Origin of the sequence: Algoriphagus aquaeductus, assembly GCF_003253485.1 — a bacterium.
GTDB classification, from domain to species: domain Bacteria; phylum Bacteroidota; class Bacteroidia; order Cytophagales; family Cyclobacteriaceae; genus Algoriphagus; species Algoriphagus aquaeductus.
Map to the genome: position 1 here is coordinate 1 of NZ_QKTX01000016.1, position 26,291 is coordinate 26,291.

The 26,291-nt window shown below is 44.6% G+C and carries 23 protein-coding genes and 1 pseudogene; 11 read left to right on the forward strand and 13 right to left on the reverse strand.

Annotation, left to right across the window (positions count from 1 at the left end; all coding sequences use genetic code 11):
* Positions 1–210: 210 nt before the first annotated feature.
* The 3 genes from CLV31_RS17725 to CLV31_RS17735 all read right to left on the reverse strand — a co-directional run bounded on the left by CLV31_RS17725 (position 211) and on the right by CLV31_RS17735 (position 4,031).
* The gene (locus CLV31_RS17725; RefSeq protein ID WP_111394415.1) at positions 211–3,156 is read right to left on the reverse strand and encodes an FAD-binding and (Fe-S)-binding domain-containing protein; all 2,946 of its coding nucleotides are present in this window, start codon (positions 3,154–3,156) and stop codon (positions 211–213) included.
* Positions 3,157–3,291: 135 nt separating this feature from the next.
* The gene (locus CLV31_RS17730) at positions 3,292–3,624 is read right to left on the reverse strand and encodes a nucleotidyltransferase domain-containing protein (protein ID WP_111394416.1); all 333 of its coding nucleotides are present in this window, start codon (positions 3,622–3,624) and stop codon (positions 3,292–3,294) included.
* On the reverse strand, positions 3,624–4,031 hold the full coding sequence (locus CLV31_RS17735; RefSeq protein WP_111394417.1) for a nucleotidyltransferase substrate binding protein: 408 nt from the start codon (positions 4,029–4,031) through the stop codon (positions 3,624–3,626). Before CLV31_RS17735 ends, CLV31_RS17730 begins: the two co-directional genes overlap by 1 nt.
* Before the next feature lie 212 nt (positions 4,032–4,243).
* Between CLV31_RS17735 and CLV31_RS17740 the strand changes: the two genes are divergently transcribed.
* From CLV31_RS17740 to CLV31_RS17750, 3 genes and pseudogenes are all read left to right on the forward strand, one after another.
* Positions 4,244–5,014 (forward strand): YdcF family protein, encoded by a 771-nt coding sequence (locus tag CLV31_RS17740; protein WP_111394418.1) that lies wholly within the window; start codon positions 4,244–4,246, stop codon positions 5,012–5,014.
* A 149-nt stretch (positions 5,015–5,163) separates the two neighbouring features.
* Positions 5,164–6,216, forward strand: a pseudogene (locus CLV31_RS17745) (AAA family ATPase); the annotation flags it as partial.
* Between the two features lie 73 nt (positions 6,217–6,289).
* Positions 6,290–7,633 carry a hypothetical protein gene (locus CLV31_RS17750; protein WP_111394420.1) on the forward strand — a complete coding sequence of 448 codons (1,344 nt, stop codon included), beginning with the start codon at positions 6,290–6,292 and terminating at the stop codon, positions 7,631–7,633.
* Here the strand turns inward: CLV31_RS17750 and CLV31_RS17755 are convergent.
* From CLV31_RS17755 to CLV31_RS17770, 4 genes are all read right to left on the reverse strand, one after another.
* A complete protein-coding gene (locus CLV31_RS17755; protein ID WP_111394421.1) occupies positions 7,630–8,931 on the reverse strand; it encodes a type II toxin-antitoxin system HipA family toxin in 1,302 nt (433 codons plus the stop codon). The genes CLV31_RS17750 and CLV31_RS17755 overlap by 4 nt on opposite strands.
* On the reverse strand, positions 8,925–9,260 hold the full coding sequence (locus tag CLV31_RS17760; protein WP_111394422.1) for a helix-turn-helix domain-containing protein: 336 nt from the start codon (positions 9,258–9,260) through the stop codon (positions 8,925–8,927). The genes CLV31_RS17755 and CLV31_RS17760 overlap by 7 nt, the downstream gene beginning before the upstream one ends.
* A gap of 294 nt (positions 9,261–9,554) precedes the next feature.
* Positions 9,555–13,415 carry an AAA domain-containing protein gene (locus tag CLV31_RS17765; protein ID WP_111394423.1) on the reverse strand — a complete coding sequence of 1,287 codons (3,861 nt, stop codon included), beginning with the start codon at positions 13,413–13,415 and terminating at the stop codon, positions 9,555–9,557.
* Positions 13,416–14,228 (reverse strand): SDR family oxidoreductase, encoded by an 813-nt coding sequence (locus tag CLV31_RS17770; RefSeq protein ID WP_111394511.1) that lies wholly within the window; start codon positions 14,226–14,228, stop codon positions 13,416–13,418.
* A gap of 121 nt (positions 14,229–14,349) precedes the next feature.
* On the opposite strand from CLV31_RS17770, the gene rlmD reads away from it, so the two are divergent.
* The 6 genes from rlmD (at position 14,350) to CLV31_RS17800 (ending at position 19,829) form a co-directional block, all read left to right on the forward strand.
* Complete coding sequence (rlmD, locus tag CLV31_RS17775; protein WP_111394424.1) at positions 14,350–15,756, forward strand: 23S rRNA (uracil(1939)-C(5))-methyltransferase RlmD; 1,407 nt, start codon at positions 14,350–14,352, stop codon at positions 15,754–15,756.
* The gene (locus CLV31_RS17780; protein ID WP_111394425.1) at positions 15,753–16,130 is read left to right on the forward strand and encodes a hypothetical protein; all 378 of its coding nucleotides are present in this window, start codon (positions 15,753–15,755) and stop codon (positions 16,128–16,130) included. The genes rlmD and CLV31_RS17780 overlap by 4 nt, the downstream gene beginning before the upstream one ends.
* A 165-nt stretch (positions 16,131–16,295) precedes the next feature.
* Positions 16,296–17,768 carry an ATP-binding cassette domain-containing protein gene (locus CLV31_RS17785; RefSeq protein ID WP_111394426.1) on the forward strand — a complete coding sequence of 491 codons (1,473 nt, stop codon included), beginning with the start codon at positions 16,296–16,298 and terminating at the stop codon, positions 17,766–17,768.
* Between the two features lie 48 nt (positions 17,769–17,816).
* Entirely contained in the window at positions 17,817–18,023 is a 207-nt protein-coding gene (locus CLV31_RS17790) for a DUF2191 domain-containing protein (protein WP_111394427.1), read from the forward strand.
* Positions 18,020–18,415 carry a PIN domain-containing protein gene (locus CLV31_RS17795; RefSeq protein WP_111394428.1) on the forward strand — a complete coding sequence of 132 codons (396 nt, stop codon included), beginning with the start codon at positions 18,020–18,022 and terminating at the stop codon, positions 18,413–18,415. The genes CLV31_RS17790 and CLV31_RS17795 overlap by 4 nt, the downstream gene beginning before the upstream one ends.
* Positions 18,416–18,560: 145 nt before the next feature.
* Positions 18,561–19,829 (forward strand): aminotransferase class V-fold PLP-dependent enzyme, encoded by a 1,269-nt coding sequence (locus CLV31_RS17800; RefSeq protein WP_111394429.1) that lies wholly within the window; start codon positions 18,561–18,563, stop codon positions 19,827–19,829.
* Here CLV31_RS17800 and CLV31_RS17805 read toward each other — a convergent pair.
* Together CLV31_RS17805 and CLV31_RS17810 are read right to left on the reverse strand one after the other, a co-directional pair.
* On the reverse strand, positions 19,826–20,203 hold the full coding sequence (locus CLV31_RS17805) for an iron chaperone (protein WP_245943439.1): 378 nt from the start codon (positions 20,201–20,203) through the stop codon (positions 19,826–19,828). The two genes, CLV31_RS17800 and CLV31_RS17805, sit on opposite strands and share 4 nt — an antisense overlap.
* Before the next feature lie 63 nt (positions 20,204–20,266).
* Positions 20,267–21,214: a toxin-antitoxin system YwqK family antitoxin gene (locus CLV31_RS17810; protein WP_111394430.1), complete on the reverse strand. Its 948-nt coding sequence runs from the start codon at positions 21,212–21,214 to the stop codon at positions 20,267–20,269.
* A gap of 70 nt (positions 21,215–21,284) precedes the next feature.
* Between CLV31_RS17810 and CLV31_RS17815 the strand changes: the two genes are divergently transcribed.
* A complete protein-coding gene (locus CLV31_RS17815) occupies positions 21,285–21,623 on the forward strand; it encodes a nucleotide pyrophosphohydrolase (RefSeq protein ID WP_111394431.1) in 339 nt (112 codons plus the stop codon).
* 155 nt (positions 21,624–21,778) lie between these two features.
* Here CLV31_RS17815 and CLV31_RS17820 read toward each other — a convergent pair whose 3' ends face one another.
* The 4 genes from CLV31_RS17820 to CLV31_RS17835 form a co-directional block, all read right to left on the reverse strand.
* Positions 21,779–23,335 (reverse strand): M81 family metallopeptidase, encoded by a 1,557-nt coding sequence (locus CLV31_RS17820; protein ID WP_111394513.1) that lies wholly within the window; start codon positions 23,333–23,335, stop codon positions 21,779–21,781.
* Between the two features lie 109 nt (positions 23,336–23,444).
* The gene (locus CLV31_RS17825; RefSeq protein ID WP_111394432.1) at positions 23,445–24,152 is read right to left on the reverse strand and encodes a 2-phosphosulfolactate phosphatase; all 708 of its coding nucleotides are present in this window, start codon (positions 24,150–24,152) and stop codon (positions 23,445–23,447) included.
* On the reverse strand, positions 24,152–25,246 hold the full coding sequence (gcvT, locus tag CLV31_RS17830; RefSeq protein ID WP_111394433.1) for a glycine cleavage system aminomethyltransferase GcvT: 1,095 nt from the start codon (positions 25,244–25,246) through the stop codon (positions 24,152–24,154). Before gcvT ends, CLV31_RS17825 begins: the two co-directional genes overlap by 1 nt.
* Before the next feature lie 145 nt (positions 25,247–25,391).
* Positions 25,392–25,718: a HesB/IscA family protein gene (locus CLV31_RS17835; RefSeq protein ID WP_111394434.1), complete on the reverse strand. Its 327-nt coding sequence runs from the start codon at positions 25,716–25,718 to the stop codon at positions 25,392–25,394.
* A gap of 95 nt (positions 25,719–25,813) precedes the next feature.
* Between CLV31_RS17835 and mce the strand changes: the two genes are divergently transcribed.
* Entirely contained in the window at positions 25,814–26,215 is a 402-nt protein-coding gene (gene mce / locus CLV31_RS17840; RefSeq protein WP_111394514.1) for a methylmalonyl-CoA epimerase, read from the forward strand.
* Positions 26,216–26,291 lie beyond the last annotated feature (76 nt).

Below are 26,291 nucleotides of genomic sequence, written 5' to 3' on the forward strand. Positions count from 1 at the left end.
GACCAATTTCCTCAACAATCCGGAAAAAGAACTCCAGGAAAGCCTCGCAAAATCCTCCCAAATGAGCATCTTTCCAACTTAGGGGGCTTCACTTTTCAAAACGTACAGGAAAAACCCGAAATTGGACAGATAGAAAAAGAAATGTCCGACTATTCTATTTTAGTCGGACAGTAGTGATTTTTATTTAAAACCTTCGAGGATTTTAAAACCTCAAAGGTTTAATGCCTCCCAAAGTATCTCCACCGGATGCTTGGCTTTTCGGCCAGTCCCATCAGCAATCTGATGACGGCAAGAAGTACCCGGCGCAGCAATAAGTGTATCCGCTTCAGCATTTCTCACCGCAGGAAAGAGCATCAACTCCCCTACCTGCTGAGACAATTCAAAGTGCTCTGCCTCATAACCAAAGCTTCCAGCCATTCCACAGCAACCACTTGGGATCGTTTCTACACTGTAGTTAGCGGGAAGCGAAAGTATTTTTTGGGTCCAATTCAAGGAGGAAAGTGCCTTTTGATGGCAATGCCCGTGCAGCTTGATCTTTTGGGTTTTGGAGGTGAAAGACTCCGATTTGATGTTTCCGGCAGCCACTTCCTGACCCAGAAACTCGTCGATCAACTTGACATGAAACTTGAGTTTCTTTGCAGCAGGCACCAAATCCGGACTTACAATCCGCGGATATTCATCTCGGAAACTCAAAATCGCCGAAGGTTCCAAACCAATTAATGGCGTATTCCCATCAATAAGTTTTTCAAAAATCCGCACATTGGCTTCCGCATGTTTTTTGGCTTTGAGCAAAAGTCCCTTGGAAAGTGCCGATCGCCCACTTTCCTCGTGATCAATCACTTTGACTTCGTAACCGAGTTTCTTCAATAGAGAAATCGCCTTGATACCAATTTGGGTATCGTTATGGTTAGTGAATTCATCGATGAAAAAGTACACGGACTTGATCGTTTGGGCGGGTCCGGGAAGAGAAGCATAGTTCTTTTTGTACCACTTTCTCAGACTGATCGGGCTGATTTCTGGCAGATTTCGGCTTGGAGCCACATTTAAGATGGACTTCATCAAGCCACCAGTCAGGGAATTACGGAGAAAGAAATTAGCGATTCCGGGCACTTTGGCTCCCAATTCATTCAGCTCATTGATGTAAGCAAAAGCTTTGGACCGAAGTGGAACCCCATTGGTTTTTTGGTACTGATAAAGAAATTCCGCTTTCATGCTCGCCATATCTACGCCTGAAGGACACTCCGCCGTACATCCTTTGCAACTCAGACAGAGGTCCAAAGCTTCTTTGATCTCTGGATGGTCGAAGGCATTCTCCTTTTTATCCAAAGTCAAAAACTCCCGCAGGGTATTGGCCCGACCACGAACGGTATCACGTTCGTTCCGAGTAGCCATAAAGCTCGGACACATCGTCCCTCCCGAACCCGGAAGCTTGCGACAGTCTCCTGAGCCGTTACATTTCTCTGCTAAACGAAGAATACCCCCGTCTGCTGAGTAATCAAAAACCGTCTCATGCTCCGGAGTGACCATTCCCGGCTCGTAGCGCAGGAACTTATTCATCGGCGCAGCATCCACAATTTTACCGGGATTGAAGATGTTTTTCGGATCCCAAGTGTATTTGATTCGACGGAAAAGCTCATAGTTCTTTTCCCCCACCATCAAAGGAATAAATGCCGCGCGTACTCGTCCATCCCCATGTTCACCAGAAAGCGAACCCTGGTATTTCTTCACCAACTTGGCCGATGCCAAGGAAATCTGATAAAACTCCTCGACATCCTCGGCCTTTTTCAAATCTAAAATCGGGCGCATGTGGATCTCTCCTGCACCTGCGTGGGCATAGTGAACCGGATTTTGGTTGAATCCTTTCAGAATCTCATCCAACTCGTCGATGTAATCCGCCAAGTCCTCGATATCTACAGCTGTGTCTTCAATACAAGCCACCGCTTTGGGATCTCCGGGAATATTCCCCAAAAGTCCCAAACCAGCTGCACGAAGCGCCCAAGCAGAAGCCACTCTTGCAGGCTCAATGATCGGGTAGGCATAGCCATAGCCCCCTGCTTTCAGGTCGGCTACAAGCGCCTCCCCTTTGGCCATGGCCTCTTCCAGTGTTTTCCCCCGAAACTCGATCATCAAAATCGCCTTAGGATCTCCCTCGACGAAGTAGCGGTTTTTGGAGTATTCGATGCTTTCCTTGGTGCAGTCCAGGATGATTTTATCCATCAGTTCCACCGCAGTCGCAGGATGCTTCATTGCAACCTGAGCGGATTTCATGCTTTCGTGGATACTTTCAAAATGTGCAGCAACGACGATTTCCACCGGATCAGGAAGCGGATCGAGACTGATTTTAATTTCGGTGGTAAAGGCCAAAGTTCCCTCCGAACCCGCCAACAACTTACAGAAGTTGAATTTTTCCTTTCCTTCAAAAAGTTCGGCCTTTAGCAATTCATCCACTGCATAGCCGGTATTTCGGCGATGGATGGACTTTTTAGGAAATTGGGCATGGATTTCCTTCCTGATTTCAGGGTTATTGAGTTCGTCGAAAATCTGCCTATAGATGCTACCTTCGAGGTCTTTTTGCCCACACTTCCGGTCAAAATCGTCTTGGGAGATCTCTCCAAAAACCACCTTTTTCCCGTCACTGAGAATGGTATTCAGAGAAATCACCTTATCACGAGTCACTCCGTAGACGATGGAAGTTGTCCCGGAAGAATTATTCCCAACCATCCCTCCGATCATCGCCCGGTTGGCAGTGGAAGTGATCGGACTGAAAAATAGACCATGCGGCTTGAGGTAACGGTTCAGCTCATCTCGAACCACACCTGGCTGCACGCGAACCCAGCGCTCTTCTTTATTGAATTCCAGGATTTGAGTGAAATGCTTGGAAACGTCAACCACAATGCCGTTTCCCACGCATTGTCCGGCGAGGGAAGTGCCCGCAGTCCTGGGAATCAGGGAAGTGCCGTGCTCCGCAGCAAAGTGAATGAGTTTTTGGATATCTGACTCAGACTTGGGAAAAGCGACTGCCAAGGGCATCTCCCGATAGACAGATGCATCGGTGGCGTACAGGGTCCGGGTGAGTCGGTCAAACTGCAAACTACCCTCCAATTGGGTGGACAGTTTTTCTAAATGAGGTACTAGGTTAGGTTGGTTTGAAAGCATGGTCAAAAATAGCTTTCTGGCTAGATTAAAGAAATGAAATGATCAATTATCAATGAACAAGTTCAATGACCAATTTCCAATGGTCAAAATCAATTATAATTCTTAAAGGTCACTGAAAATTGAATTAGAACTGAGTCATAACTTCTCCAAAGCAGGGTGATTCTGATCAACCGAATAAAAAATCTTCCCTACTCTTCGGATATGTTCTTTGAGGTTTTCATTTTTGATATCTTTCCAAACCTGAAGATCGACTGTCAAGGGAAAATCACTCGAATTAACCTCCATCCAGATTTCACCTAAGGTCTTTCGATCTATCTCATCAAGAATCACCAAATCCAAATCACTCCGTTCGCTGTGAGTTCCTTTGGCACGCGAACCATAGACTTTTACCTCAGAAATGGCTGGGTAATTCCTAAAAATATCGAGAAGGATTTGGAAGGATTTATCAGATAGTCCAAAGGTTTCCATTAGTGAATTTCTGAAAGTTTTTTTGCCAGTGAGGCTAACAAAGGTGTATAAACAGACTGGATATCAGGAATAACCGATTCAAAGGTTTCCAGATCATAACTATGACTTAGTAAGTTCCGATCATTGATCATTTCCAGCCAAACCTCAATTTGATCAATGTACTTGGCCTGAAAGGCTTCCTTTACGACCACTTTGGGAGAAATACGATCCAAAATCAAGCCATCAGACTCCATTTTATCTTTCAGCGTCTTCCAACCTAACTCTAATGTATATTCAAATCGCTGGACAATCCCCTCCTTTTCTAATTGAGAAAGTTCGTCCAAATCCATAGATTTTACTTCCACAAGGAGATTTACCGCCTTGAGGAAATTATCCAAACGCTGAATCCAACGAATATCCTTTTCCATAAACTCCTGAATTGATTGTTCAATTTACCACAATTACTTTGAGAGAAAAATCAATGACCAAACGGTCAACGCTATTAAGGAATGATCAATAAACAATGACCAAACTCAATGATCAATTATCAAGTATGCCAAACCCTTGATAATTGATCATTGAAAATTGAGTTTGAAAATTCCATCCTTCCCACGTTTATTTGCCCAAAACCTAAGTCCCAATGTTCTTCTACCTCTCCCAGTTTTTGAGTTTTTTGGCCATGCCACTGACGATTGTGATGATATTGATCCTCAGCGGAGCTGTTTTTTTCCGGAGAAAGTGGAGTAAAAAGTTGCTGTGGGCAGGTGTTGGACTTCTACTCTTTTTCACCAATCCATTTCTTTCCAATTTGGCTTTATTGGCTTGGGAACCCGAATTCAAATCTTTCGAAGAGATCGAAAATCACGAAATCGGCATTGTCCTCACCGGAGTTACCAACCTGAGCAAAACTGCCTATGACCGCACCTTTTTCAACAAAGGAGCAGACCGCATCACCCATGCACTACAACTTTATCGTATGGGCAAAATCAAAAAGATCCTGATCACCGGTGGACAAGGCCTCAACCCAGTCAATCCTCAATCGGAAGCGGAAGTATTAAAGCGGTTTTTACTGATGACTGGAGTTCCGGAATCGGACGTACTCATCGAGGATCAGAGTAAAAACACGGCCCAAAACGCCCAGTTTACCCGTGATTTTTTAGAGAAAAACGGAATCTCCACTTCTCAGGAATTTGTGCTGATCACTTCCGCTTTTCACATGACCCGAGCCAAAGGCTGCTTTGATAAAGTGGGGCTGAATACTGTGACTTTTCCCGTGGATTATTATTCCCACGAAGTCAAATACGATATTCCTGCATTGATTTTCCCCGATGCGGATTCCATTTCCTATTGGCACAAGCTGGTCAAGGAATGGATTGGGATAGTGATCTATCGCTTGGTTGGATATTTGTGATTTTTCGGAAACTTTCAAAGGTTTGAAAATTGCGTAATTTCCGCAACGCAATACACGCAACGTGATGTGCGCAAAAAATCACCAAATTAAACAGTAAATGAAAACTCCATTCAATCCTTCCGTAATCAAAGAGCTTTTTCTGTGACAGAAAGAAAGAACTGGAAACTTTGATCCAGCATATCAAAAACGATCGGAATATCGTCCTCTATGCCTGGAGAAGATTGGGAAAAACAGCCTTAATTCATCGGCTTTTTGAAGATCTGGAAGGATCTAATGAATTTGAAACGATTTACGTCGATCTCCTTGCTACACAAAATTTAGGAGAATCCATACAAGCCATTGCATCAGGTATTTATGAAAAATTTGGCAAGACCAGTTCAGGTATTGGTGCGGCATTACATAAACTTCTCGCTTCAATTGGTGCATCACTAAATTTCAACCCTCATACAGGTTTTCCTGAAATCAGTGTCAACCTAAGAAAACCAGAAAAAGCTACAGAATCCTTACATGCTTTGGGGGTATTCCTGAAATCCAGAAAAAAAAGAATTGTCTTGGCAATAGATGAATTTCAGCAAATAAGCGAGTATGAACCGCAAGCAGAAGCAATTTTTAGAACTTGGGTTCAAGAAATTCCTGAAGTTAGATTCATTTTCAGCGGAAGCCATAGATCCATGATGGAAGCGATGTTTACTGAAACTAGGAGGCCATTTTACCAAAGTTCTCAACTAGAAGCTCTTAATCCCATAGATCTAGTCAAGTACACTGATTTTATACGTGATCATTTTTTGAAAGCAAAAAAAGAAATAACCGATTCATCAATCTCAAAAATCTATGAGCTGAGTAGAGGACAGACCTACACCATCCAACTCTTATGTAATAGACTTTATTCGACCTATCAACGAATCAGCGAAACAGAAGTATCCTTAATTTTTCAGCAAATTTTAGATCAACAAAAGGTGATCTATGCCAATTTCCAAAAAATCCTTACCCGGACTCAATGGAATGTGCTCAAAGCAATTGCCAAAGAGGAACCCTTGTTCAACCCGTTCGCAAAGGAATTTATAGCAAAGCATGACTTAGGGGCTACAAGCTCCGTTCGAACGGCAATCAAGGCCTTAGAAAAACAGGAAATGGTAATCCAAGATCAGGGAGCTTATCTAGTTCACGATGTTCAGCTGGCCAGATGGCTCACTCAAATTTAGAAATCGAATTTTAGCGGTTTTTTACAGGCTATTTCCGTAGACAATTACTAGTTAGGGGAAAAAGAATTTGATCATGAATATAGTCAGCCTTTCCCTGCTTTTCAGCCTGATTTTCCATTTTTCTCAAGCCCAAGTGTCACAGGGTTTCAAGGAGAAGTCTGATAAAGACAAATTTTTGATTCAGGAGATATCACTCAAATCACCTTTCACCCTGGATCAGGAATTTTTCTTCAACAAAAAATTCTATTTCACTGCCAAAACCTCCGAAGTACAAGTCGATTCCTACTTCCTGATGAATACCAAAAATGGCCTGATTGCTATCGACAAGGACATCGCTGAGCAACTCAAGGAGCAAAAAGGGTCGGCACTCTTCAATGAAATGGACTTTTCAGTTCGAATGGAAACAGGAGAGTTTTTCACTTATTCCACCCGGCAGCGAACCGGCGATAAAATCTCCTCCATCACCCGGGAAATGCTTTCCTACTTGCCCGACTATTTGGATGAAGTATCCGAACCTGAATTTTTCAAAGAGTACATGGAGCGGGATGGAAACAAGACTTATGTCGGTGACAAGTCCCAGTTTCCTTCGGAGAGTTTTCAGGGCGTGAATCTGGGAGAAGGCGGACACATGCTGGCTTGGTTTTCCAAAAACACGGATTTTCAAATTAATCCGGAAAATAGGGCGCTGATTCTGAGCCCTTTTGGCATCGGATATGTCTTTTTCGAAAACCGAACCTACTTGGTCACCGGCTGGGAAAGCGATGATTTTGTCTCTCGATTGGAAAAAATCGAGGATGTCAATATCACGTTCAACGGCAAGGATTACACCCCTATCCAGCAGAAAATAGAAGAGAAAATCGTGGAGACCGGTGAAAAAATGGATGCCGCACGGGCAAAAGAGGCCGACGCGCTTGCCCGGAGAGAGCGCGAAGCACAACAGCGACTTGCCACTGCTTCCTCCAATGGAAATGATGTCCGAAAAGCTCAAATCGAGGTAGAAATCACCGAGATCAAAAAGCAGATTTTGGAAAAGCGAAAAACCCTGGAATCCAAAGCCATCAGCAAATCCAAAGATTTCAGCAAAAAACAGGGCTCGCTGGAATCAGCCAAAGAATCCATGGAAGCCATGTTTGAAGGAAATGAGTTTGTGGAAATCCAAAAACTAGAGCTTAAGGAAAGCATTCTCAAAGATGAAAAAGCGCTTTTGGGCAATTCGCTGGATTCAAGAGAACGCGACACCAAGCAAAAATCCATAGATTGCCAAAAACGATTGCTGGCCATATTTGAAGGGATTTATGACAAATTCACGGCAATCGACCGACAATATGGAGCAGACCCTCAGCAGGTCTTTCTCAAAAAAATGAATGTCTACAATCAGGAAATGACTCCAGTGTTGACCAATCCCTGTGGAAATTAAACCAAAAGCGTAGCCTGAATCGAATCCCTGAGTTTGGGCTCCACCTGGACTTCTTCCGCAAATTGATTCCATCGTTTTACCGCTTTTCTGACCCGATCGATCTTCTCCTCCGGTTTTTTGATATTCATCTTTCGGGCAACTTCCAGAAAATCATCTTCAGAGATTCCTTCTCGCTTTCCATTCACCTGAAGGGATTGACTGCTGACCCACAAGCTTCCCGGTCGATAGGCATGGCAAATATCATAAGCAGGTGAAAGACTCCATTTTCCGCTCTGATCCATCAGGAAAGCAAAGTTTTTGGTGTGGTCATCACAGTTGCGGGCAAGCACATTGAAGACCATTCTGATGAACATCTGTTCTGCTTCCGGATACGACAATCTCAGCATCCGCATCGTCTCAAACACTTGCTCGTAGCTATATACTCCCACCTGATTGAAATCAAAATGACGCATTCCGCAGAGACTTTGCATGTGGATTTTGTCACCGGCATCCGTTCGGTCAAACCGCTTGGTCATAAAGTGCGCCCGTCCATTTTCCTCCAAAATCCGGGATTCATTCATCTCAATTCCTGCCTCAAGTGCCATTAGATAATAGGCCATTTCCACCCGACCATAACCCACCGATGCACCAAACTGACTGTCCATGACCCCGTCAAACTTGATCAGCCAGTAAGAAAAACCCGCAGGAGCTTTGACCTGACCGCTTTTTACTTCCCCGGTTTCGGGGTTAAACGCGATCACTGCCTTAGCCCGAGCACCACCCGCGGAAGTACCGATTTTCAGAATATCGGCCAAGGCAGCTTCTTCTTCCTTAGATAGATCGGTTTGGAAGCTTTCCCGGGTATTAAGGATTTTATTGGCAATCGCTACCAAACTGTCCAGCTCCAAAGTGCTTGAAGTGCCGCTCTCGGAACGGAGCGAAGGCTTGATCTCAAGTGCTCCCACTCCTCGCTTCCCGATAAAGCAAAGCAACTCCACAGGGTTCAGACTATCCGTAGGGCGACCGTTTTGAACCAGCCAGGTATTAATCAATTGATTGCCGTATTTGTCCGGAAGCATATCGGCTAAAAGTCCGGGAAGGCCTTTGAACGTATCAAAAGCATCATTTCGCCCGCGTCGGATCTCCGGAAAGGTGTATAAGCGCTTTCCTTGCCTTAGCGGCATCATGACGGGCGCAATATCCCATCCAGAGCGCAAGAAGCCCTGATCAAACTCAAAGCTTGCCAACTGCTGCGCCTCATCCCACAGGATCGCTCCAGCCAGCCGATCCCAAAGCCATACCTCCGCTGCGACTACCATTCTGAAGGGGGAGGCTCAGCCGCTATATCCATTTTACGAACTCGCTGCCGCTGATATTTCTTTTGGAGCTTGATGTACTCTAAGGGGCTGATCTGCTGACGCACCTCAAAAGCCTCCAACAGCTGCAGCTCGTCCAAAACCCGAAGTGCCTGAATCAAGGTCAGTAAATGAACCTTCTCGCCACGCTCTAGGAGACTGAGGGTAGATCGACTCATGCCCGCCTCCGTGGCCATCTCGTCCTGAGTCTTATTGAGAGCCATACGCTTCTTTTTGATGAAGTCCCCGATCATCCGGAGAATGGCCATATCTGATAGCTGTGCGATATCCATGACTTAAATTTCATTCATTAAATCCAAATTTACAAGTTTATGAATGATAAATCAATCAAAAATAAGAATCAAGATGATAGACGTAAAACGCTAGACATTAGAATCAAGACTTGCCGATATCCAATATTAATTAATACATGAATTATCATTCACTATAATTAAAAAATTAAATTAATAAATGAAATCTCATTCATTAAAAAAGAGTATAGCTATATAAAGACCCAAAAGTCTAATGTCTTGTGTCTTGGCTCTAGAAACGTGATACCAACTATTTGATACCAGCTACTTGATACTTCAAAAATTCCTGCTCCACTTCCACTCCCAATTCCAGCCTTTCTCCTCAAGCAAAATCGGATGATAGGCCATCGCAGCCTTTGCCGTAGGCGCATCAAAAAATCGCTGGTCATCAGTCAAAATCGCCATTTGATTCCCTTCTTGGTCGGTTCGGATCAAATCCATCACCGCAGAAGGAATTTCTTTTGAAAAACAACTATCTGACTTCAGAAGTTGATTTTTCAAACTCCAGTGCAGCTCAAAGCCAGGCACTTTCACTTCGGGGGAAGGGATTTTCCGGGCTTTACTTTGCACTTTCACCCAAGCCAAAAACTCGCGCAGCAAGGCCAAACCCGGATTAGTAAGCTGACCTGGGCGGAAGTCCTCCGGTTCGATGGAAGAAATCACATGAAGCATTTTCCTTGCCCGAGTGATCGCCACATTCAGCCGGTTTTCAGCACCCGACTTGCTCAAGAGACCAAAATTCGTCACCAGCTTTCCCTCCCGATTAGGCGCATAGCCCAAAGACAAAATCACCTGATCGAATTCATCTCCCTGCACATTTTCGATATTGCGGACTTTGATCGAAGCATCTTGAAAGCCAGCTTTCCATAATTCTTCCCGAATCAACTCCATCTGGAAATAATTACCCGTCACTATACCGATGGAGTCTTGAGGAGCTTCTTTTAGAATGCGCTGAACCCGATTCAAGACCGCAAAGGCTTCCATTCGATTGATCTGATTTTCCCAGATTCCTTCGACTTTTTCCCAAGAAAAGGGAGTTTTTCCAGCCTTGACCGTGCCATAATCCGGCAAAGTTTCCAGTCGATTTCCATAAAAATGGGTATTGGAAAAGTGAATCAAACCCGGATCTGCAGATCTGTAATGCCCTCTCAACTGGAGATTCTCAAAAAAATGAGCCGCCAACTCCAGCAGCGATTCGGCTTCGTATTCCATGCCCTCTTCCTCACTTTCCCATTTCACCTGGTAAAAATCCGAAGGTCGAAGTTGCTTGGAGTCCCCTGCCACAACCACCTGCTTTCCTCTCAGCATCGCGGGCAGGCCGCGCTCCACAGGACATTGCGAAGCCTCATCGAAAATCACCAAATCAAACACCTGGTCCGTCGGAAACACAGCCGAAACTGTCTCCGGACTACCCAACCAACATGGAAGAACGCGAAAAACCTCCACTCCCAATTCCTCGAGCAACTTCCGAATGGGCCATTTTTGGCGCTTTTTGCTCACCTGATGAAGCAAATCCCGATAGGTCAGCCGATTGCCCAAGCGGTTGTATTCCAAATGCTCGGCTACTTGCTCACGAAGCCTGAGCAAGGCCAAATGCCGGGCATTTTTTCGCTTTTCGAGAATTGCAGTTTTGAGCTCGTCCATTTCGTGATGGAGACGCAGGGAACCCAATTCAGGCAACATCGGATGCTGCCGTTCGATCTCCCCGATCCAAGCCAGTCTCCAACCATTCCAAAAAGCAGAATTGATATCATTAAGATTAGTGGCAGAAAAATTTTCGAACAATCGCTCACCCAAATCCCGGAATTTCCATCCCTCTAAAAACTGATCAAATCCTTTCAGTTCGGCAAAAACGGAGGGCCAGTTCAGCGGATTTTCTGGAAAAACGGCTTCCAAACTCTTTTCCATCAAATCCAAAAACTGCGCTTCACTTAACCAAAGTCGATACGCAACCAGATGGGAGGACAAGTCTTCAGACCAAATTCGAATCTGATCCATTGCAGCTCCAAACTCCGAATAGGAAAGCTTTTTCCAATCCAATAATTCTTGAATTTCCGGAACTGCCTCCCAATGCGCTTTCCAAGTTAAAAGCTGATCCACCTCAATTAAATCATCTGCAAATTGTCCGCTTATCTTGATATAGGAAGAAGTTGGTATTCCCTCCAATTCTGCCTGAAGCCGAAGTTTTGACCGACATTCCAGCTGAAGATCAAGCAGATTTTGGGTATTGAATGACGCGCTACATTGGCTCAAGGCTTGAAAAGCTAAGGGAAATTTGGCCTTTGAAAATTTGGCCTGAAGCTTTCCAAAAAAACTTTGCGAAAGCGGAATCAAAGCTTTCAATTCCTTGCTCAAGCTCTCCAAATCCGACCCCAGTTCAAACTTCCAGCCTTGGGATGTCTCGATAGCCTGAATCAGAAACTTTCGGATTTTGGTCAGCGCTTTTTGCTCTTTGGGTTGAAAAATAAATGCGAGGTCTTTTTCTGGCTTGGATAGGTTTGAAAGCGAAAATTGAAGCTTTTTAACCTTCTCCAAAAACACCCGATCGGACCAAATTGCTTTGAAAAACGGCTTTGATTTCTCACCAAAAAGGAATTGGCGAAGCTCCTTTCGATAATTTTCTAAACCAATTAAAGACGCAGAAATCTGACCAAAATTCGAGGGCTGAACCCCAGAAAATGATACTCGCTTTTCCCAAAAGCCTCCCGCAAACCTGTTCTGATACCCTGAAAAAATCCTTAAATCCTGTTCAAATCCTTTTGCTTGCTCAACATCCAACTGGGTCAATTTGGTGTTGGAGAAAGCAGGTCGATTCAAATCAGCTAGGAGGTAAAGGGCTTTGATTGGAATTCCTGCAGGCTTTTCATCGAAGAGAGCTGTTCGCAGTTCCTCAAACTTTGCCGAAAGTCTGGAAATAGTCTTGGAAAGTTGACTCAGTTCCCGCTCCAACTGAATTGCATCGATTCCCCGGTTTTGGCTTTGGTACTCCTCCACCGATTCGATCTGGCTTTTGATTTTTCCAAAAAGGTTTTTCTGATCTGCTCGGAAATCATGAACCAAGCCCAAAAATTGACCAAAACCCGCTTTTTCCAATCGCTCAAATACCACATCCAAGGCGGCGCGCTTTTGGGAAACCACCAATACCTTTTTGCCACGGGCGATATAATCCGAAACCAGATTGGCGATCAATTGAGACTTGCCCGTGCCGGGAGGGCCTTGGATCACCAAGCTTTTTCCTTGACGAACTTTGATCAGCGCACTTTCCTGTGAAGCATCGAGAGGAAAAACGGGAAACAGGTTTTCCTCTCGAATCTGTTTTTCACTTTTCTCGGAAAGGAAAAGATGCTGAAACAGATCCTCCAAGGAACTCTCAGAATGATCCTGAATCAATTGCTCATAATCAGAAAACAAAAAACTCCCCTTTTGGGCAAATTGACCTAAAACAGCGTATGGCTTTAGAATGACTTTTCCCTCAGCAAATCGCTCCTGATCGAGTGAAATTTGGGAATTGGGAAATGGTAGAATCTGATCTTCTAGCAGATTAGATTGAACCTGAATGGCGAAGAATTCTTGAATTAGCTTAACTAAGGCTGTCCGAAATTCAATTGAATCTTTTGGTAGATTTTCCAGGAGTTCATCGGAAAAGGTTTCCGGCATATTCTGCCCAGTGGCATGCCTCCAAGCCAGTAAAAATGCCGGATTCCATTGCCAATTCTCCTCCGAAACCAAAATCCAAAACCCATTTTCCTTGTGGAGTTGAACCGGTTTCAATAGCAAAGGACTCCTGACGATCTGCCCGTTGATCAGCTTTCCTTCAGCAAAAAGCCAAGCCAGATACAGACTTTGTTCACCCGTTTCCTCCTGAGTCAGTTGATCCCGAAAAGCCATTCTCGAAAGAACCTTGGAAACCTGATTGGCATCGCCAGACCTCGGATCAAGATCGGGGGAAAGCGTGATTTTCTTTTTTCCCCCCATCCCTTTTCGAAGAATTTCAAAGGCTGGTTCTCCGGTCAAAAAATCAAACTCCCGAACATCCAACATCCCGGTTCCCTCCAATTTCGGCAGGTACAAAGACCTGTTTTTGGTGGACAGGTCAGTGAGCCGATTCAGGTAGGTTTGGAAGATGGATTCGGGCATTTATTTAAAGGGCGAGTCTTTTTCTTTGGCCATCTGATTATAGACAATTCCGTCCATAATTCCCGGCATCCACTTGTTCAGAAATACGGCCAATTTGCCCTGACCTGTAAGAACCAGATCGCGCTTTCTTTTTAAAACCGCTTTCAAAATATGCTCTGCGACTTCTTCTGAACTCATCATTTTTGACTCATCACGGGGAGATTCGCCTTGGGAAGAACCGTCGGCTGTGAGTGCGGTATTGCGGATATTGGAGGAAGTGAAGCCAGGTGCCACCACCAATACATGAACTCCTTTTTTCATGACTTCGGTTCGAAGGGATTCGAAAAATCCATTCATCGCATATTTGCTAGCCGTATATGCCGTACGGGCGGGAGTCCCTCGATAGCCGTTAATAGAGGAAATGCCAATGATGGAACCTTTGGATTCCAAAATCGCAGGAAGGCAAAACTTGGTGGCATAGACCGTCCCCCAAAAATTGGTGTCCATAACCTTGCGGAAAACCTCCAAATCCAAGTCCTGAAACAGCGCCCTCATGGAGATCCCGGCATTGTTGATCAGGATATCGATCCGACCGTAATGAGAAAGCGTCTCCTCGGCCATTCTTTGATTATCGGATTCGGAACCCGCATCTGCGAGAATGGAAAGCACTTCAATATGTTGCGACCGGAGTTTAAGCGTAGTTTGTTCCAGCTTTTGGGAATTGCGTCCGGTGATGGCGATTTTGGCACCCTGCCTACCAAATAGCTCCGCACAAGCCTCGCCAATTCCCGAGGTAGCACCGGTGATGATGACGACTTTGTCTTTGAAAATCATGGGTAAAATTTGGGGGTAAAGATAGGGAATCGGAGGAATTGACGAATTCATTTGAACCGAGACCTTCGGGGTTTTGAAAACCCCAAAGGTCTTCTGCCCCATTTTCCCTAATTTTGCGCCCATGTCGAGAAAAATGAAAAATAAGGTCATCACCAATCTGCTGATCGATCGCATCGCCTCCGAAGGGAAATGCGTCGGCCATCATGAAGGCAAGGTGGTGTTTGTCTCCAATGTAGCTCCGGGAGATGTAGTGGATGTGCGGATTACCAAAGGAAAAAGCTCCTTTATGGAGGGCGAGGCCATCCGGTTTCACGAATATTCCAAGGACCGGATCGAGCCTTTTTGCTCCCATTTTGGAACATGCGGAGGCTGCAAATGGCAGCACATTAACTATGACCTGCAGAAAACCTACAAGAGACAGCAAGTTTTGGATCAGTTTCAGCGGATCGCCAAAGTGCCGATTCCTGAAGTGGCTCCGATCCTGGGCTCCGAAAAAACCCAATACTACCGCAACAAGCTCGACTTTACCTTTTCCAATTCCCGCTGGTTGACCCGGGAAGAAATCAACTCCGGTCAGGAGTTTGAGCGAAATGCTTTGGGATTCCATATTCCCAAGATGTTTGACAAAATCATCGACATCGAGCATTGCTACCTGCAAGGCGGAATTTCCAATGCCGTGCGAAATACACTTCGTGAATTTGCCCGAAGCAATAACCTTAGATTTTACGATATCCGAAATCAGGCTGGCTTATTGAGAAACCTAATCATCCGAACAACGAGCACCAACCAAACCATGGTGATTGTTCAGTTCGGAGAAAATGACCCTGAGTCAATCCGATTGGTGATGGAGTTTTTGAAAGGCCGTTTCCCGGAAATCACCTCCTTACTTTACGTCATCAATACCAAAGGCAACGAAACCTTCCAAGACTTGGAGTTGGTAACTTTTGCAGGTCTTCCTTACATCGAGGAGGAAATGGAAGGATTGAAGTTCCGCATCGGTCCAAAATCCTTCTATCAAACCAACTCCGAGCAGGCTTACGAACTCTACAAAGTCGCCCGGGATTTTGCCCAGCTGAAAGGCGAAGAAGTGGTCTATGACCTCTACACCGGCACAGGCACGATTGCCAATTTTGTGGCCAAGCAAGCCAAGCAAGTAATTGGGGTAGAATACGTCGAAGCAGCCATCGAAGACGCCAAGCTCAACTCCCAAATCAACGGCATTGAAAATACCCTTTTCTACGCCGGTGACATGAAGGATATTTTAAACGATGAATTCATCGCCAAGCATGCAAAACCGGATGTGATCATCACCGATCCACCCCGAGCAGGCATGGATGAAAAGGTGGTTCAAATGCTCCTCCAACTCGAGGCTCCGACCATTGTCTACGTCTCTTGCAACCCTGCTACACAAGCGCGTGACTTGGCACTTTTGGGAGAAAAATACCGAGTGGAAAAAGTCCAGCCAGTTGACATGTTTCCGCAAACCTACCATGTCGAAAATGTCGTACGATTAACTCTCAATTCATGATCTCAGATTTCAACGATCCCGAACTCAGCGGCAAGTACCTTGGCACGATCACGAGTGACTTTGTCAAGATCTGTGATGTACTCAAAGAGGCCTCTTATCAGGTACGCTCCAGGGGATTTTCGGACTATCCGATATTCCCAATTTCAAAGGACATGCAGCCTATCGGAAAGATCTTTATCGGCAAGGCTGAGAAGGATCTGGACTGGAACTACTTTATCACCTATGTGGATGAATTTGTCCAGCGCAAACTGATCGCTGAAGAAGCTTTGGAAGACTTCCAAAAAGCCTATAAAGACCCCGATGAATTCTGTTGTTTATTCGTCATTGATGGGGCATTTACCAGTTTTGTATATATCCCTTATCCGAACGACTGAGTATAAAAAAGGCTTTAGCATCGAATTAGCTAAAGCCTTTTTTATTACTTCTAATCAGCATTTTATATTCAATCACTTTTAGGTTAATTTGAACCGGAAAACCTTTCTTTTTCATTATCAGAACAAAAGCGATTACATTAGACAAGCATCTCAAAGCCTAAATCCTTGACTTCCAAAACACTGCTTCAAATCGAAAACGCCCAAGTGAATTATCTGGGCAAAGCCACTTTTGATCAGCTCAATTTCACTTGGAATGAAGGCCAACACTGGGCAATCACGGGAGATTCAGGCAGAGAATTGACGGCTTTTTTGGAGACCTTGAGAGGCACTACCCACCTACCGGAAGGAAGAATTTGGAGGCCATTTGCTGCCGATTATATCTCCCAAAAAACCGAGGATGGAAGCGTGCACAGCTTTAGGGATTTGATCGCTTACGTCTCCCAACAGTACCGATTTCGAAATAAATCCAACCTCCAGAACTTCTATTTTCAGCAGCGATTTAACAGCTCGGAAGCAGATGAAGCAGCTACAGTCAGGGAATATTTAAAAGAAAATTCCACCACCAATCCTGGCCCCTGGAAACTCGAAAAAGTTTCCGATTTGCTTCGTCTCACTCCCCTTTTGGACTCCTCGATTTTGAAACTTTCCAATGGGGAAACCCGACGCTTGGCCTTGGCTTTGGGACTGCTTAGACAGCCCAAAATCTACCTCATGGATCAGCCCATGACAGGCCTCGATCAGGAAAGTAGGGCGGCCTTTGGAGACTTTCTTCAGGCCATCATTTCAGAAGGAATCCATGTATTGATCACCACATCTTCAGCAGAAATTCCTGAAGGAATCACGCATGTGGGGGGGCTAAAATCCGGTGGAAAAATGGAGGTTTGGGAACGGGAAAACTACTCTTTGAACAAAGGTCAAAACCTAGATATACATTGGAATCTTAAGCTCCTGAATACACTATTAGAAGGGTTTCCCAAGATTGAAAATGAGGTTATCCGGCTCGAAAACGTGAGTATCCGATATGGAGAAAAGACCATTCTCAACCAAGTCAACTGGCAGGTAAATGCTGGTGAACGATGGCAGCTGAAAGGTAAAAATGGGTCCGGAAAATCTACTTTAATCAGCCTGCTTATCGGAGAAAATCCCCAAGCCTATTCACAAAATTTTTGGCTTTTTGGCCGAAAAAGAGGAAGCGGAGAAAGCATTTGGGAACTTAAACGACCCATTGGATTCGTAGCACCCGAACTAGTTCGTTTTTTCCCTGCCAATCAAACCGTGCGAAAAGTGATCCTTTCCGGCTTTTTTGATACCATGGGTTTATTCAAAAAAACAACTGCTGAACAAGAGTCAAAAGCAAATCAATGGCTTCAACTTTTTCAGTTGGAGACATTTGCAAACCTTCCCATCCAGCGGATTCCCTTGGAGCAACAACGCTGGACGCTTTTGGCTAGAGCACTGATCAAAGCTCCAAAACTGCTGATTCTGGATGAAGCTTCTCAAGGAATGGATGAACGACAGCGGGTGATTTTCCGGGAAACCGTCCAGAAAATCCTCGAGCTCACGCCGATCACACTCATCTATGTAAGTCACTATCAAGAAGATATTCCGGAAAATGTGGATAGAATTTTTGAATTATAGTTTTTACATACGATAGCTCTTCGTATAATTGTAAAAAAATATAAACCTATGAAAGTCACCGCAATAATCGAAGATGAGCTGATCGAAGAGTTGGTCAGAGAATCCGGCGCAAAAAACATAACCGAAGGATTGCGCATCGCTATTAAGGAATATTTGTCAAAAAAGAAGATTCGAGATTTCTCGGAGCAGATGGTTGCCGAGCCCCTAGAGTTTGAATACGGAGCTGCTTACTTACGCGAGCAAAACAGGAAATGAACGGAGTCCTGATCGACACCTCGGTTTGGATAGAATATTTCCGTGGGAACAGAAATTTTATCGATCCAGGGTTGGAGTTGATTGACTTGGGTATGGCCTACAGTCTGGAGGTTGTTTTTGCCGAACTTGCGCAAGGTGCTAAAAGCAAACGTGAATTGGAGATTATTCTTGCTTTCTTCTCCAATATGAAGCTTTTGGATAGCAATGGGTTGATTTTTAAGGCAGGTGTTTATTCCCAGCAAAATCGATTAATCGAAAAAGGGATAGGCCTGATAGATGCCATTTTGATTGTTTGCACGATAGAAAATGATCTTAAGCTCTGGACACTTGACAAGAAAATTCTTTCCTTTTTGAATTCAGAAAGAGTTTTTCATCCAAAAACAAACTTCTGACCTTTGTTCAAAAATACATTTAAATGAAATTTTGAGGATCCTTTACTTTAACTCCTCAATTCCCATAAATACCCCAACCAATTTTTGACAAGCGGGATAGTTATCAGGATGCGCTTTCCTATTTTTCTGTTATTCGCCAGATCTCATGAATACCAGAAGAAATTTTATTAAGCAATTAGGCTTGGGAATGGCTATTCCAGCCTTTTCCAGCTTTGATCTACCTACTAAAGTCCTCCCTCCTTTTCCTTCCCCTAACCTAGCTGGTGAAGATTATTGGACCGAACTGAGAAGGCAATTTCCACTGACTTCAGATCGGGTCTATCTGAATAGTGGCACTTTTGGCCCTGCTCCTTTTTCTGTGCTCCAAGCTATGGAAGCGAGCAATCTGCAAATCAATACTTCTGGAGAATATGGCAACTCCGATCAGGAACGCGTGAAATTGGCTGAGTTCTTCCGGATCAAACCGACTGAATTTTCTATCACCCACAACACCACCGAAGGAATCAACATCATGGCTTGGGGAGTACCGATGAAGGAAGGGGATGAAGTGATTTTGACTACACACGAACATGCGGGAAATGCCCTCCCTTGGCTCAATCGGGCCAAATTGGAAGGAATTGTTATTCGGACCTTCGAACCCAAATCCACTCAAGCGGAAAATCTGACTGAAATTCAAAAACTGATTAATCCTCGAACCAAGGTTATCGCAATACCCCATGTTACCTGTACAACCGGACTGGTTTTTCCGATCAAGGAAATCTGTGACATAGCTCGGAAAAAGGGAATTCTGACTGCAATCGATGGGGCTCATGGAGCAGGAACCTTTGATTTGGACTTGTATGATTTGGGCTGTGACTTTTATGCAGGCTGCTTTCACAAGTGGATGCTGGGGCCGAGCGGTACGGCTTTTCTTTTTGTGAGAGAAGATGCTTTGGAAAAGCTAAAAGCCGTCATGATCGGAGGACACTCAGACATCGGTTGGGATATGACGGTAAATCCTCCCGAATTCAAAGGCTATGTGCCCTCAGCAAGGCGTTTTGACTACGGGACCCAAAGCAAAACCCTGGCAGTCGGGATGGTTGCTGCGGCTGACTTCCATACCCAAATCGGTAAGCAAAAAGTAGAAGTTCGGGTCAAAGAATTGAATCAATACCTTTTTGACGGTCTCACTGAATTGGGTTCAAAACTTGAAATCTTGACTCCTGCAGAGAAGGAATCTCGGATTTCGGTCATTTCATTTCAGCCAAAAGGCATGGATTTCAATGCCTGTGGCGCGGAATTGGGAAAGGCAGGTTTCCGTATCCGATTGGTTCATGAAGGTAATGTCAATGTAATCAGAGTATCCACACACATTTATAACACGATAGCCGAATTGGAAGCTTTTTTGAAAGAATTGAATCGAATTTTGGCTTAGCGCTTCTTTTTTAATTCCGCCCGAAACTTAGCCTCTTCTGCTCTAAACTGAGCAATCTGAGCGATCAGATCAAGTGGCAATTCTCGATCATAAGGAAACTGAATGGCACCTTTGGAAGTCACGTACTCGGCCAATTCCTTTTTGAATTCCTCCACTCCGGAGTTGGTCGGATAATAGCCCAAATGACTTTTTGCGGCAGCATAGTAAACCAATACTTCCGAAGTCTTGAAGGCTGGCATGTGATAGCTGATCACCTCTTTTGCCTCCGGCAATGCAGCTCTTAAGGTCTCCCGGATTTGCTGGAGTTTGGCTTGGATATCGGGGGGAAACCAGGAAAAGTATTCTTCGACGGAAGTAGGTTTGGGGTTCATCATGGGATGATTTTACAAAATCCGGAAATGATTTTTCCATAAATAAAAAACAAAATAGAGCTTGTATCAATCAATCTCCTGACTCTCCTCGGCCATTTTCATCCCAAACTCATCATAGATACGGTAAATCAGCTTCTTTTTTTCATGGTCCATGATGGATTCTTGACTTAGGAATCTCCCATAAACCCCCACGGTATACTCTCTGGAAAAAACCCACTTTCCCTGATCGTCATAAAAAGATTCGCCATGGGGTTTATCTGGAAATTCCTTGGTCCAAAAGTAAGACAACCCCACCTGCACTCCATTCTTATAATTCTTTTGGGTCAATCTTGTTCCATCATTGTAATTCCAAGCGTAAAACCCATGTCGAAGTCCGTTTTTGAGGTGTTCTACACCGATTAAATTTCCGAGTGGAGTGAAATAGTTAAGCTCCACAATTCCATCTTGATCGGATGGAAATTTGACACGTTCAATCTTTCCGTTGGGAAAAAAGAGTGTATCCTTGGAAATTTGCATAATGTCCAATTTACCCTGATTAAAAGCACTATCGAGCACCGACAACATCCTGATTCCTCTCTCGCTGCCCCAATCCCGGAAACCATCATTTTCCCTATATTTCTCCGAACGGGAACAGGCACCTACCATAAACTCTCCATTTGATTCTTTGGCAAACAAAACCCACTCTTCTCCCACCTCCATACCCAGATCACAAGAGGTCACAAATCCCAAATCCCGATGTCCTCCCCTTATTTTTAGCTCCTTCGTGGAATTCCCTTTAAACCGATGAAGCTCCTCGATCTCCGCCCAGTGAAACCTTTCTTCATAAGTTGTTACCTCACCCTTGGATTCACTTGGTTTCCTTCCTTTTACTTTTACCCATGCTACATAGTCATAGCTTTCTACCTCGCCAAGGGTAAAATTGACCGGCAATAAACATCTACATGCCAAGACAGGCCCGATTTGGATTAGCAAAAAGCCAATGAGCAAGAAAAACTTAAGTTTTGATTTAGTCATTACTCAAATTAATCATCTAGTCGATTTTTTCCAATTTTGAGACTAAGAAAACTTTGGCCAATTTTCACCCATGGAAAAAAATCTCACCATCGCCCAAGCCCAAGAACTCGTAGATCAATGGATCAAAACCGTCGGGGTGCGCTATTTCAACGAACTTACCAACATGACCATTCTGATGGAAGAGGTCGGCGAACTGGCCCGAATCATGTCGCGAACCTACGGAGAACAGTCCTTCAAAGAATCCGACAAAGGCAAAGACCTAGGAGATGAGATGGCCGATGTGCTGTGGGTATTGATCTGCCTAGCCAATCAGACCGGAGTTGATCTGACTAAAGCTTTGGAGAAAAACTTTGAGAAAAAGAACATCCGTGATCTGGATCGGCATAAGAATAATGAGAAGCTAAGATGACCGAAGTCGGATGTCGAATGTCCGATGAGTTAACATGCTTACCGAAAGTGTTGGATTTTGGAAGAAACCTTTGAGGTTTTCAAAACCTCAAAGGTTTCTTCCAAGCTTTAGATCAGAAAAAAGCCTGAAACGTATCGTCTCAGGCTTTCATTTTTTCAATCTTTAAAATCACTTGAACTCGGTATCCACTTCACGCTTAAATCAGGTTCGGGCATATCCTTATCTAAAGGAAACATCGGCCGCTTGATCCGCTTATAGCCCAGTCTTTCCAAATCCTGATCTACTCCGCCCGGCGTCAAAGCCATAACCCAATCTCCACGAAGATCATACAGTTCGGGCACCAAGTATCCAATCTTTACCACCAAGACATCTGTTTTAGTAGGATCAAGTCCCAATTCGGTGAAATCCTTGACGTAATGGTAAGGTTTCCGCTTTTCGGTCACGATGATCTTCAGCGAACCCAATTGCACGACTACCTCCGTCTTGGCATCTTGGTCTCCTTCTTTGATAGCCAAGACTTTTCCTTTCAGTGGCACAGGAGGAGCAAAACGGTTATCCACCATTGCACCGGCAAGACTTTCTACCCTATTTCCGATTCCCGCAGTTTTTGCTTTCGCTACCAAATCCGGTCCAGGGATCGAAGCATAAATCAACTCAGGGCCTGTTTCGGATTTGAATTCAGGCCTTTTTAAGAGTTCGGTAAGCGTCCAAGTCACGTCACCCGCACCACCGGCCGTAGGATTGTCGCCCATATCTGAAATTACAAAAGGCTTCTTCTCGCTTTTCAGCGCCATTTCCACGCTTTCATCCAAATAGGCAACCGGTGCCACAAATTCAAATTGATTTCGGACATCCCAGAAGCTTTTTGCCAGGTATTCGGCACTCTCTTTCACTTGCTTTACATCATCTCCGGTTACCATCACCACGGCATGATTTCGAGGCTCATCAGCCCAGGCATATCCAATCCAGATTGCAGCATCAATCACACCTTCTTTTTTGGTTTCGGGATCCACTTTTGCATAGAGACCCTTTCCGGGTTCGATGCGAGTGCTTGTCTTTTCACCGGGAAGCAAAATCGGCACAGGAATCCAAGCCTTATATTTCGGCTTGCCTTTTCCACTTTCGATCCGATCCAAAAGATTGACCAAAGCCCGCTTTTTGGATTCGATCGCATCTTCATGAGGAGCCATTCGATAGCAGGTAATCAGGTCAGAGTGTCCAGCCAGCCGCGCTGATACGTTCCCATGCAAATCCATGGACGTGGAAATGATTGTCTTCGAACCGACTACCTCTCGAATTCGGGCGATCATATCTCCCTCCGGATCATCCAAACCTACCACGCTCATCGCGCCGTGGATATCCAGAAACAGCCCGTCATAAGGTAGATTTTGCTTCAGCATATCCAGGGTTTTACCCAAGAGTGATTCATACGCCTCTTTGCTCACTATCCCTCCGGGAATCGAATGACCTCGAAGGGTCGGAAACCATTGTGCGCGGGCGCGGGTGGAGGAATCTTTTTCCATAAAAGGATAATAAGTAAATACCTCCTCTCCCACTCTAGATTTGAATGCTGCTTCCTCGGTTACGGCCGGTGAAAAAGTACTCGATTCTATGGCAATTCCTGCAATCGCGATACGGGGAAGTAGTTTTTCTTTTTCAGAACAGGAAAATAGACCCAATAAAAAGAGGCTCAGAACAAATAGTTTTTTCATAGGAAAGGGATTTCCTTCTGAAATACGGGAAAAAATAGCGGAGGCCAAAATTCATATTCAAAGTCTGGCTAATGAAAAATGAATGGGAATTGAAAAATTACTTTTGAAATCAAATCCGAACCAAGAAGCCTCGGTCATCTACTTTCACTACGTCTTGGTACAAATCCAAGGTCAGGCAGAAATCAATATCCGATTCAATGCCGTGATTTTGAAGTCGCTTGGCATGAGAGGCCTTGGAAAGGTAATTTTTCAATTGGTGACCTTCCCGCTCAAAAAGTGACTTCATAGCCAAAGCTCCGTCTTCATCAGCTTTGTGGGTGGACTCAAGGGATTTTACCAAAGCACCTGCATACAATGAGTCCTCGAGGTTAAATCTCCCTTTCCAGCCCGCACAGTGAACCAAAACGTCCAAATGTTGACCTTGGATGTAAGAGACCGTTGCCTGAAGATTGGGAAATGCGCCGATCAGAATCTCCGCTGCTCCTTTGGATTTTTCGATGGCTTGGGTGCCATTTGTCGTGGTCATCGCCAAACGTCTGCCTTCGTATCCTCCAGAAAGGTAAGCAACGGGAGAATTTCCCATTTCAAATCCCGGCGCGGTCAAACCGTTTCTTTCCCCACCGATCAAAAAGCCTTCTGCCTGCATGGCGCGACAAGCCTCCAAATCCGCAAAGGGAAGGATCTCTGTGACTCCGCTAGCCAAGGCGGCAACCATCGTGGATGTGGCCCGAAAAATATCGACCACAACCACAATTTTGCCTTCTACTTCATGGAGATGAATCAGTTCGGGACTAAAGCAGACTTCGATGGAATTCATTAGGCTTTCAAAAGCGGAAGTTTTTCGACTTGAGCTTTCAGGTTTTTATTACGGATTTGGATGAAAATCTCCGTTCCGGCCTTGCTGAACTCAGTTTTCACATAACCCAAACCGATTCCCACGCCCATGCTTGGAGATTGCGTACCGGAAGTCACCTCACCGATGACCTCGCCGGATGCGTCCACGATAGGATAGTGACCTCTTGGAATGCCTCGCTCCTGCATGATGAACCCAACCAATTTTCGGGAAACACCTTCTTCTTTGTGCTTTTTGATCGCTTCGGAATTGGTAAAGTCCTTGGTGAATTTGGTAATCCAACCCAAACCCGCTTCGATCGGAGAAGTGGTGTCTGTGATGTCATTGCCATACAAGCAATAGCCCATTTCCAATCTCAAAGTATCCCTAGCGCCCAATCCAATAGGCTTGATATCAAAGTCTTTTCCGGCTTCAAAAATGGCCTTCCAGACGTGCTCCGCATCTGCATTTTTCACATAAATCTCAAATCCACCCGCACCGGTGTAGCCCGTACCGGAAATGATCACTTCCTGTACGCCTGCAAAATCACCAACGGTGAAATGATAGAATTTAACGTCTGAAAGGTTTACTGAGGTAAGGGACTGCACTGCTTCAATTGCTTTTGGACCTTGCACGGCAAACAAACAATACTCATCGGAAGCGTTGGTCAACTTTGCTCCCATGGTATTGAATTTATTCACCCATGCCCAATCTTTGTCGATGTTGGAAGCATTGACGACAAGCATGTACTTTTCGTCAGAAAACTTATAAACAATCAAATCATCCACGATGCCCCCGGTCTCATTGGGAAAGCAGGAATATTGAGCCTGACCTACCACTAATTTGGACGCGTCATTGGAGGTCACTTTTTGGATCAGTTCCAAGGCATGTGGACCTTCTACAAAAAATTCACCCATATGGGACACGTCAAACACTCCTACTCCATTTCGCACGCAGAGATGCTCTTCATTGTCCGAACTGTAACGAACGGGCATGTTGAAACCTGCGAAAGGAACCATTTTGCCTCCCAGGGCAACATGAAGGTCATTTAAAGGAATGTTTTTGACAGTGTTTTCCATATTTGGGTCGTTTTTTTAACGTGGGCAAAGGTAAGGATTGGGGGCGATTTAGGCGCTGTGAAAACTGATTTTATCCTAAAGTTTTATATGAAAAAAGCAGCCATTTTGGGCTGCTTTCATGTAGAGTTTGTAAAACGGAAAGGTATTAAACCGAGAAGCTTTCCCCACATCCGCAGGTTCGGCTGGCATTTGGGTTGACAAACTGGAATCCTTTGCCATTCAAACCATCGGAAAACTCCAAAGTAGTGCCGGCGAGGTACAGCAGGCTTTTCCGGTCCACCAGGATTTTGACTCCTTTGTCTTCAAAGACATGGTCTGTATCCGCCAATGTGGCATCAAATCCCAAATCGTACATCAAGCCGGAACAGCCCCCGCCTTTCACAGAAACCCGGATGTTTTCATTTTCAGCCCGGCCCTCCTCTTTCTTCAGTTCGAGAATTCTCTCTTTGGCTTTGTCAGAAACGGTGATCATATCTTTTATAACTTTACTTATTGATATTGCTTTCGAATGTGGAGAAAACATACCCCCTTGAAAAAAGATTCAACCCAAAGATACAAAATAACCGCATGAGGAAAATCGAACATATCGGAATTGCTGTCAAAGATCTCGAAAAATCAAACGAACTCTTCCGAAAACTCCTTGGAAAAGAGCACTTTAAAACAGAGATCGTCGAAGGCGAAAGAGTGGAAACCAGTTTTTTTCAGGTCGGAGAAACGAAGGTAGAATTGCTTCAAGCTACTCGTCCTGACAGCCCGATTGCCAAGTATCTGGAGAAAAAGTCTGAGGGAATCCATCACATTGCTTTTGATGTGGAAGATATCCAGTCAGAGGTGGCCCGACTCAAAGCCGAGGGATTTGAAATCCTGAATGAAACCCCAAAAGCAGGTGCCGACAATAAATTAGTGGTATTTTTGCACCCCCGCAGTACAAATGGCGTATTGGTGGAATTGTGTCAGGAGAAGAAGTGATCAGTGGTCAGTCGGCAAAAAGTCAGAAAGTTGAATTCAGAAGTTTGAAAAGTAGCAATAGTACTTAGAAAAAATC

Excerpts from the sequence above, each read along its gene's own strand:
- CLV31_RS17725 (WP_111394415.1), bottom strand. The coding sequence starts at position 3,156 with ATGCTTTCAAACCAACCTAACCTAGTACCTCATTTAGAAAAACTGTCC.
- CLV31_RS17730 (WP_111394416.1), bottom strand. The coding sequence starts at position 3,624 with ATGGAAACCTTTGGACTATCTGATAAATCCTTCCAAATCCTTCTCGAT.
- CLV31_RS17735 (WP_111394417.1), bottom strand. The coding sequence starts at position 4,031 with ATGGAAAAGGATATTCGTTGGATTCAGCGTTTGGATAATTTCCTCAAG.
- CLV31_RS17740 (WP_111394418.1), top strand. The coding sequence starts at position 4,244 with ATGTTCTTCTACCTCTCCCAGTTTTTGAGTTTTTTGGCCATGCCACTG.
- CLV31_RS17750 (WP_111394420.1), top strand. The coding sequence starts at position 6,290 with ATGAATATAGTCAGCCTTTCCCTGCTTTTCAGCCTGATTTTCCATTTT.
- CLV31_RS17755 (WP_111394421.1), bottom strand. The coding sequence starts at position 8,931 with ATGGTAGTCGCAGCGGAGGTATGGCTTTGGGATCGGCTGGCTGGAGCG.
- CLV31_RS17760 (WP_111394422.1), bottom strand. The coding sequence starts at position 9,260 with ATGGATATCGCACAGCTATCAGATATGGCCATTCTCCGGATGATCGGG.
- CLV31_RS17765 (WP_111394423.1), bottom strand. The coding sequence starts at position 13,415 with ATGCCCGAATCCATCTTCCAAACCTACCTGAATCGGCTCACTGACCTG.
- CLV31_RS17770 (WP_111394511.1), bottom strand. The coding sequence starts at position 14,228 with ATGATTTTCAAAGACAAAGTCGTCATCATCACCGGTGCTACCTCGGGA.
- rlmD (WP_111394424.1), top strand. The coding sequence starts at position 14,350 with ATGTCGAGAAAAATGAAAAATAAGGTCATCACCAATCTGCTGATCGAT.
- CLV31_RS17780 (WP_111394425.1), top strand. The coding sequence starts at position 15,753 with ATGATCTCAGATTTCAACGATCCCGAACTCAGCGGCAAGTACCTTGGC.
- CLV31_RS17790 (WP_111394427.1), top strand. The coding sequence starts at position 17,817 with ATGAAAGTCACCGCAATAATCGAAGATGAGCTGATCGAAGAGTTGGTC.
- CLV31_RS17795 (WP_111394428.1), top strand. The coding sequence starts at position 18,020 with ATGAACGGAGTCCTGATCGACACCTCGGTTTGGATAGAATATTTCCGT.
- CLV31_RS17800 (WP_111394429.1), top strand. The coding sequence starts at position 18,561 with ATGAATACCAGAAGAAATTTTATTAAGCAATTAGGCTTGGGAATGGCT.
- CLV31_RS17805 (WP_245943439.1), bottom strand. The coding sequence starts at position 20,203 with ATGATGAACCCCAAACCTACTTCCGTCGAAGAATACTTTTCCTGGTTT.
- CLV31_RS17810 (WP_111394430.1), bottom strand. The coding sequence starts at position 21,214 with ATGACTAAATCAAAACTTAAGTTTTTCTTGCTCATTGGCTTTTTGCTA.
- CLV31_RS17815 (WP_111394431.1), top strand. The coding sequence starts at position 21,285 with ATGGAAAAAAATCTCACCATCGCCCAAGCCCAAGAACTCGTAGATCAA.
- CLV31_RS17820 (WP_111394513.1), bottom strand. The coding sequence starts at position 23,335 with ATGAAAAAACTATTTGTTCTGAGCCTCTTTTTATTGGGTCTATTTTCC.
- CLV31_RS17825 (WP_111394432.1), bottom strand. The coding sequence starts at position 24,152 with ATGAATTCCATCGAAGTCTGCTTTAGTCCCGAACTGATTCATCTCCAT.
- gcvT (WP_111394433.1), bottom strand. The coding sequence starts at position 25,246 with ATGGAAAACACTGTCAAAAACATTCCTTTAAATGACCTTCATGTTGCC.
- CLV31_RS17835 (WP_111394434.1), bottom strand. The coding sequence starts at position 25,718 with ATGATCACCGTTTCTGACAAAGCCAAAGAGAGAATTCTCGAACTGAAG.
- mce (WP_111394514.1), top strand. The coding sequence starts at position 25,814 with ATGAGGAAAATCGAACATATCGGAATTGCTGTCAAAGATCTCGAAAAA.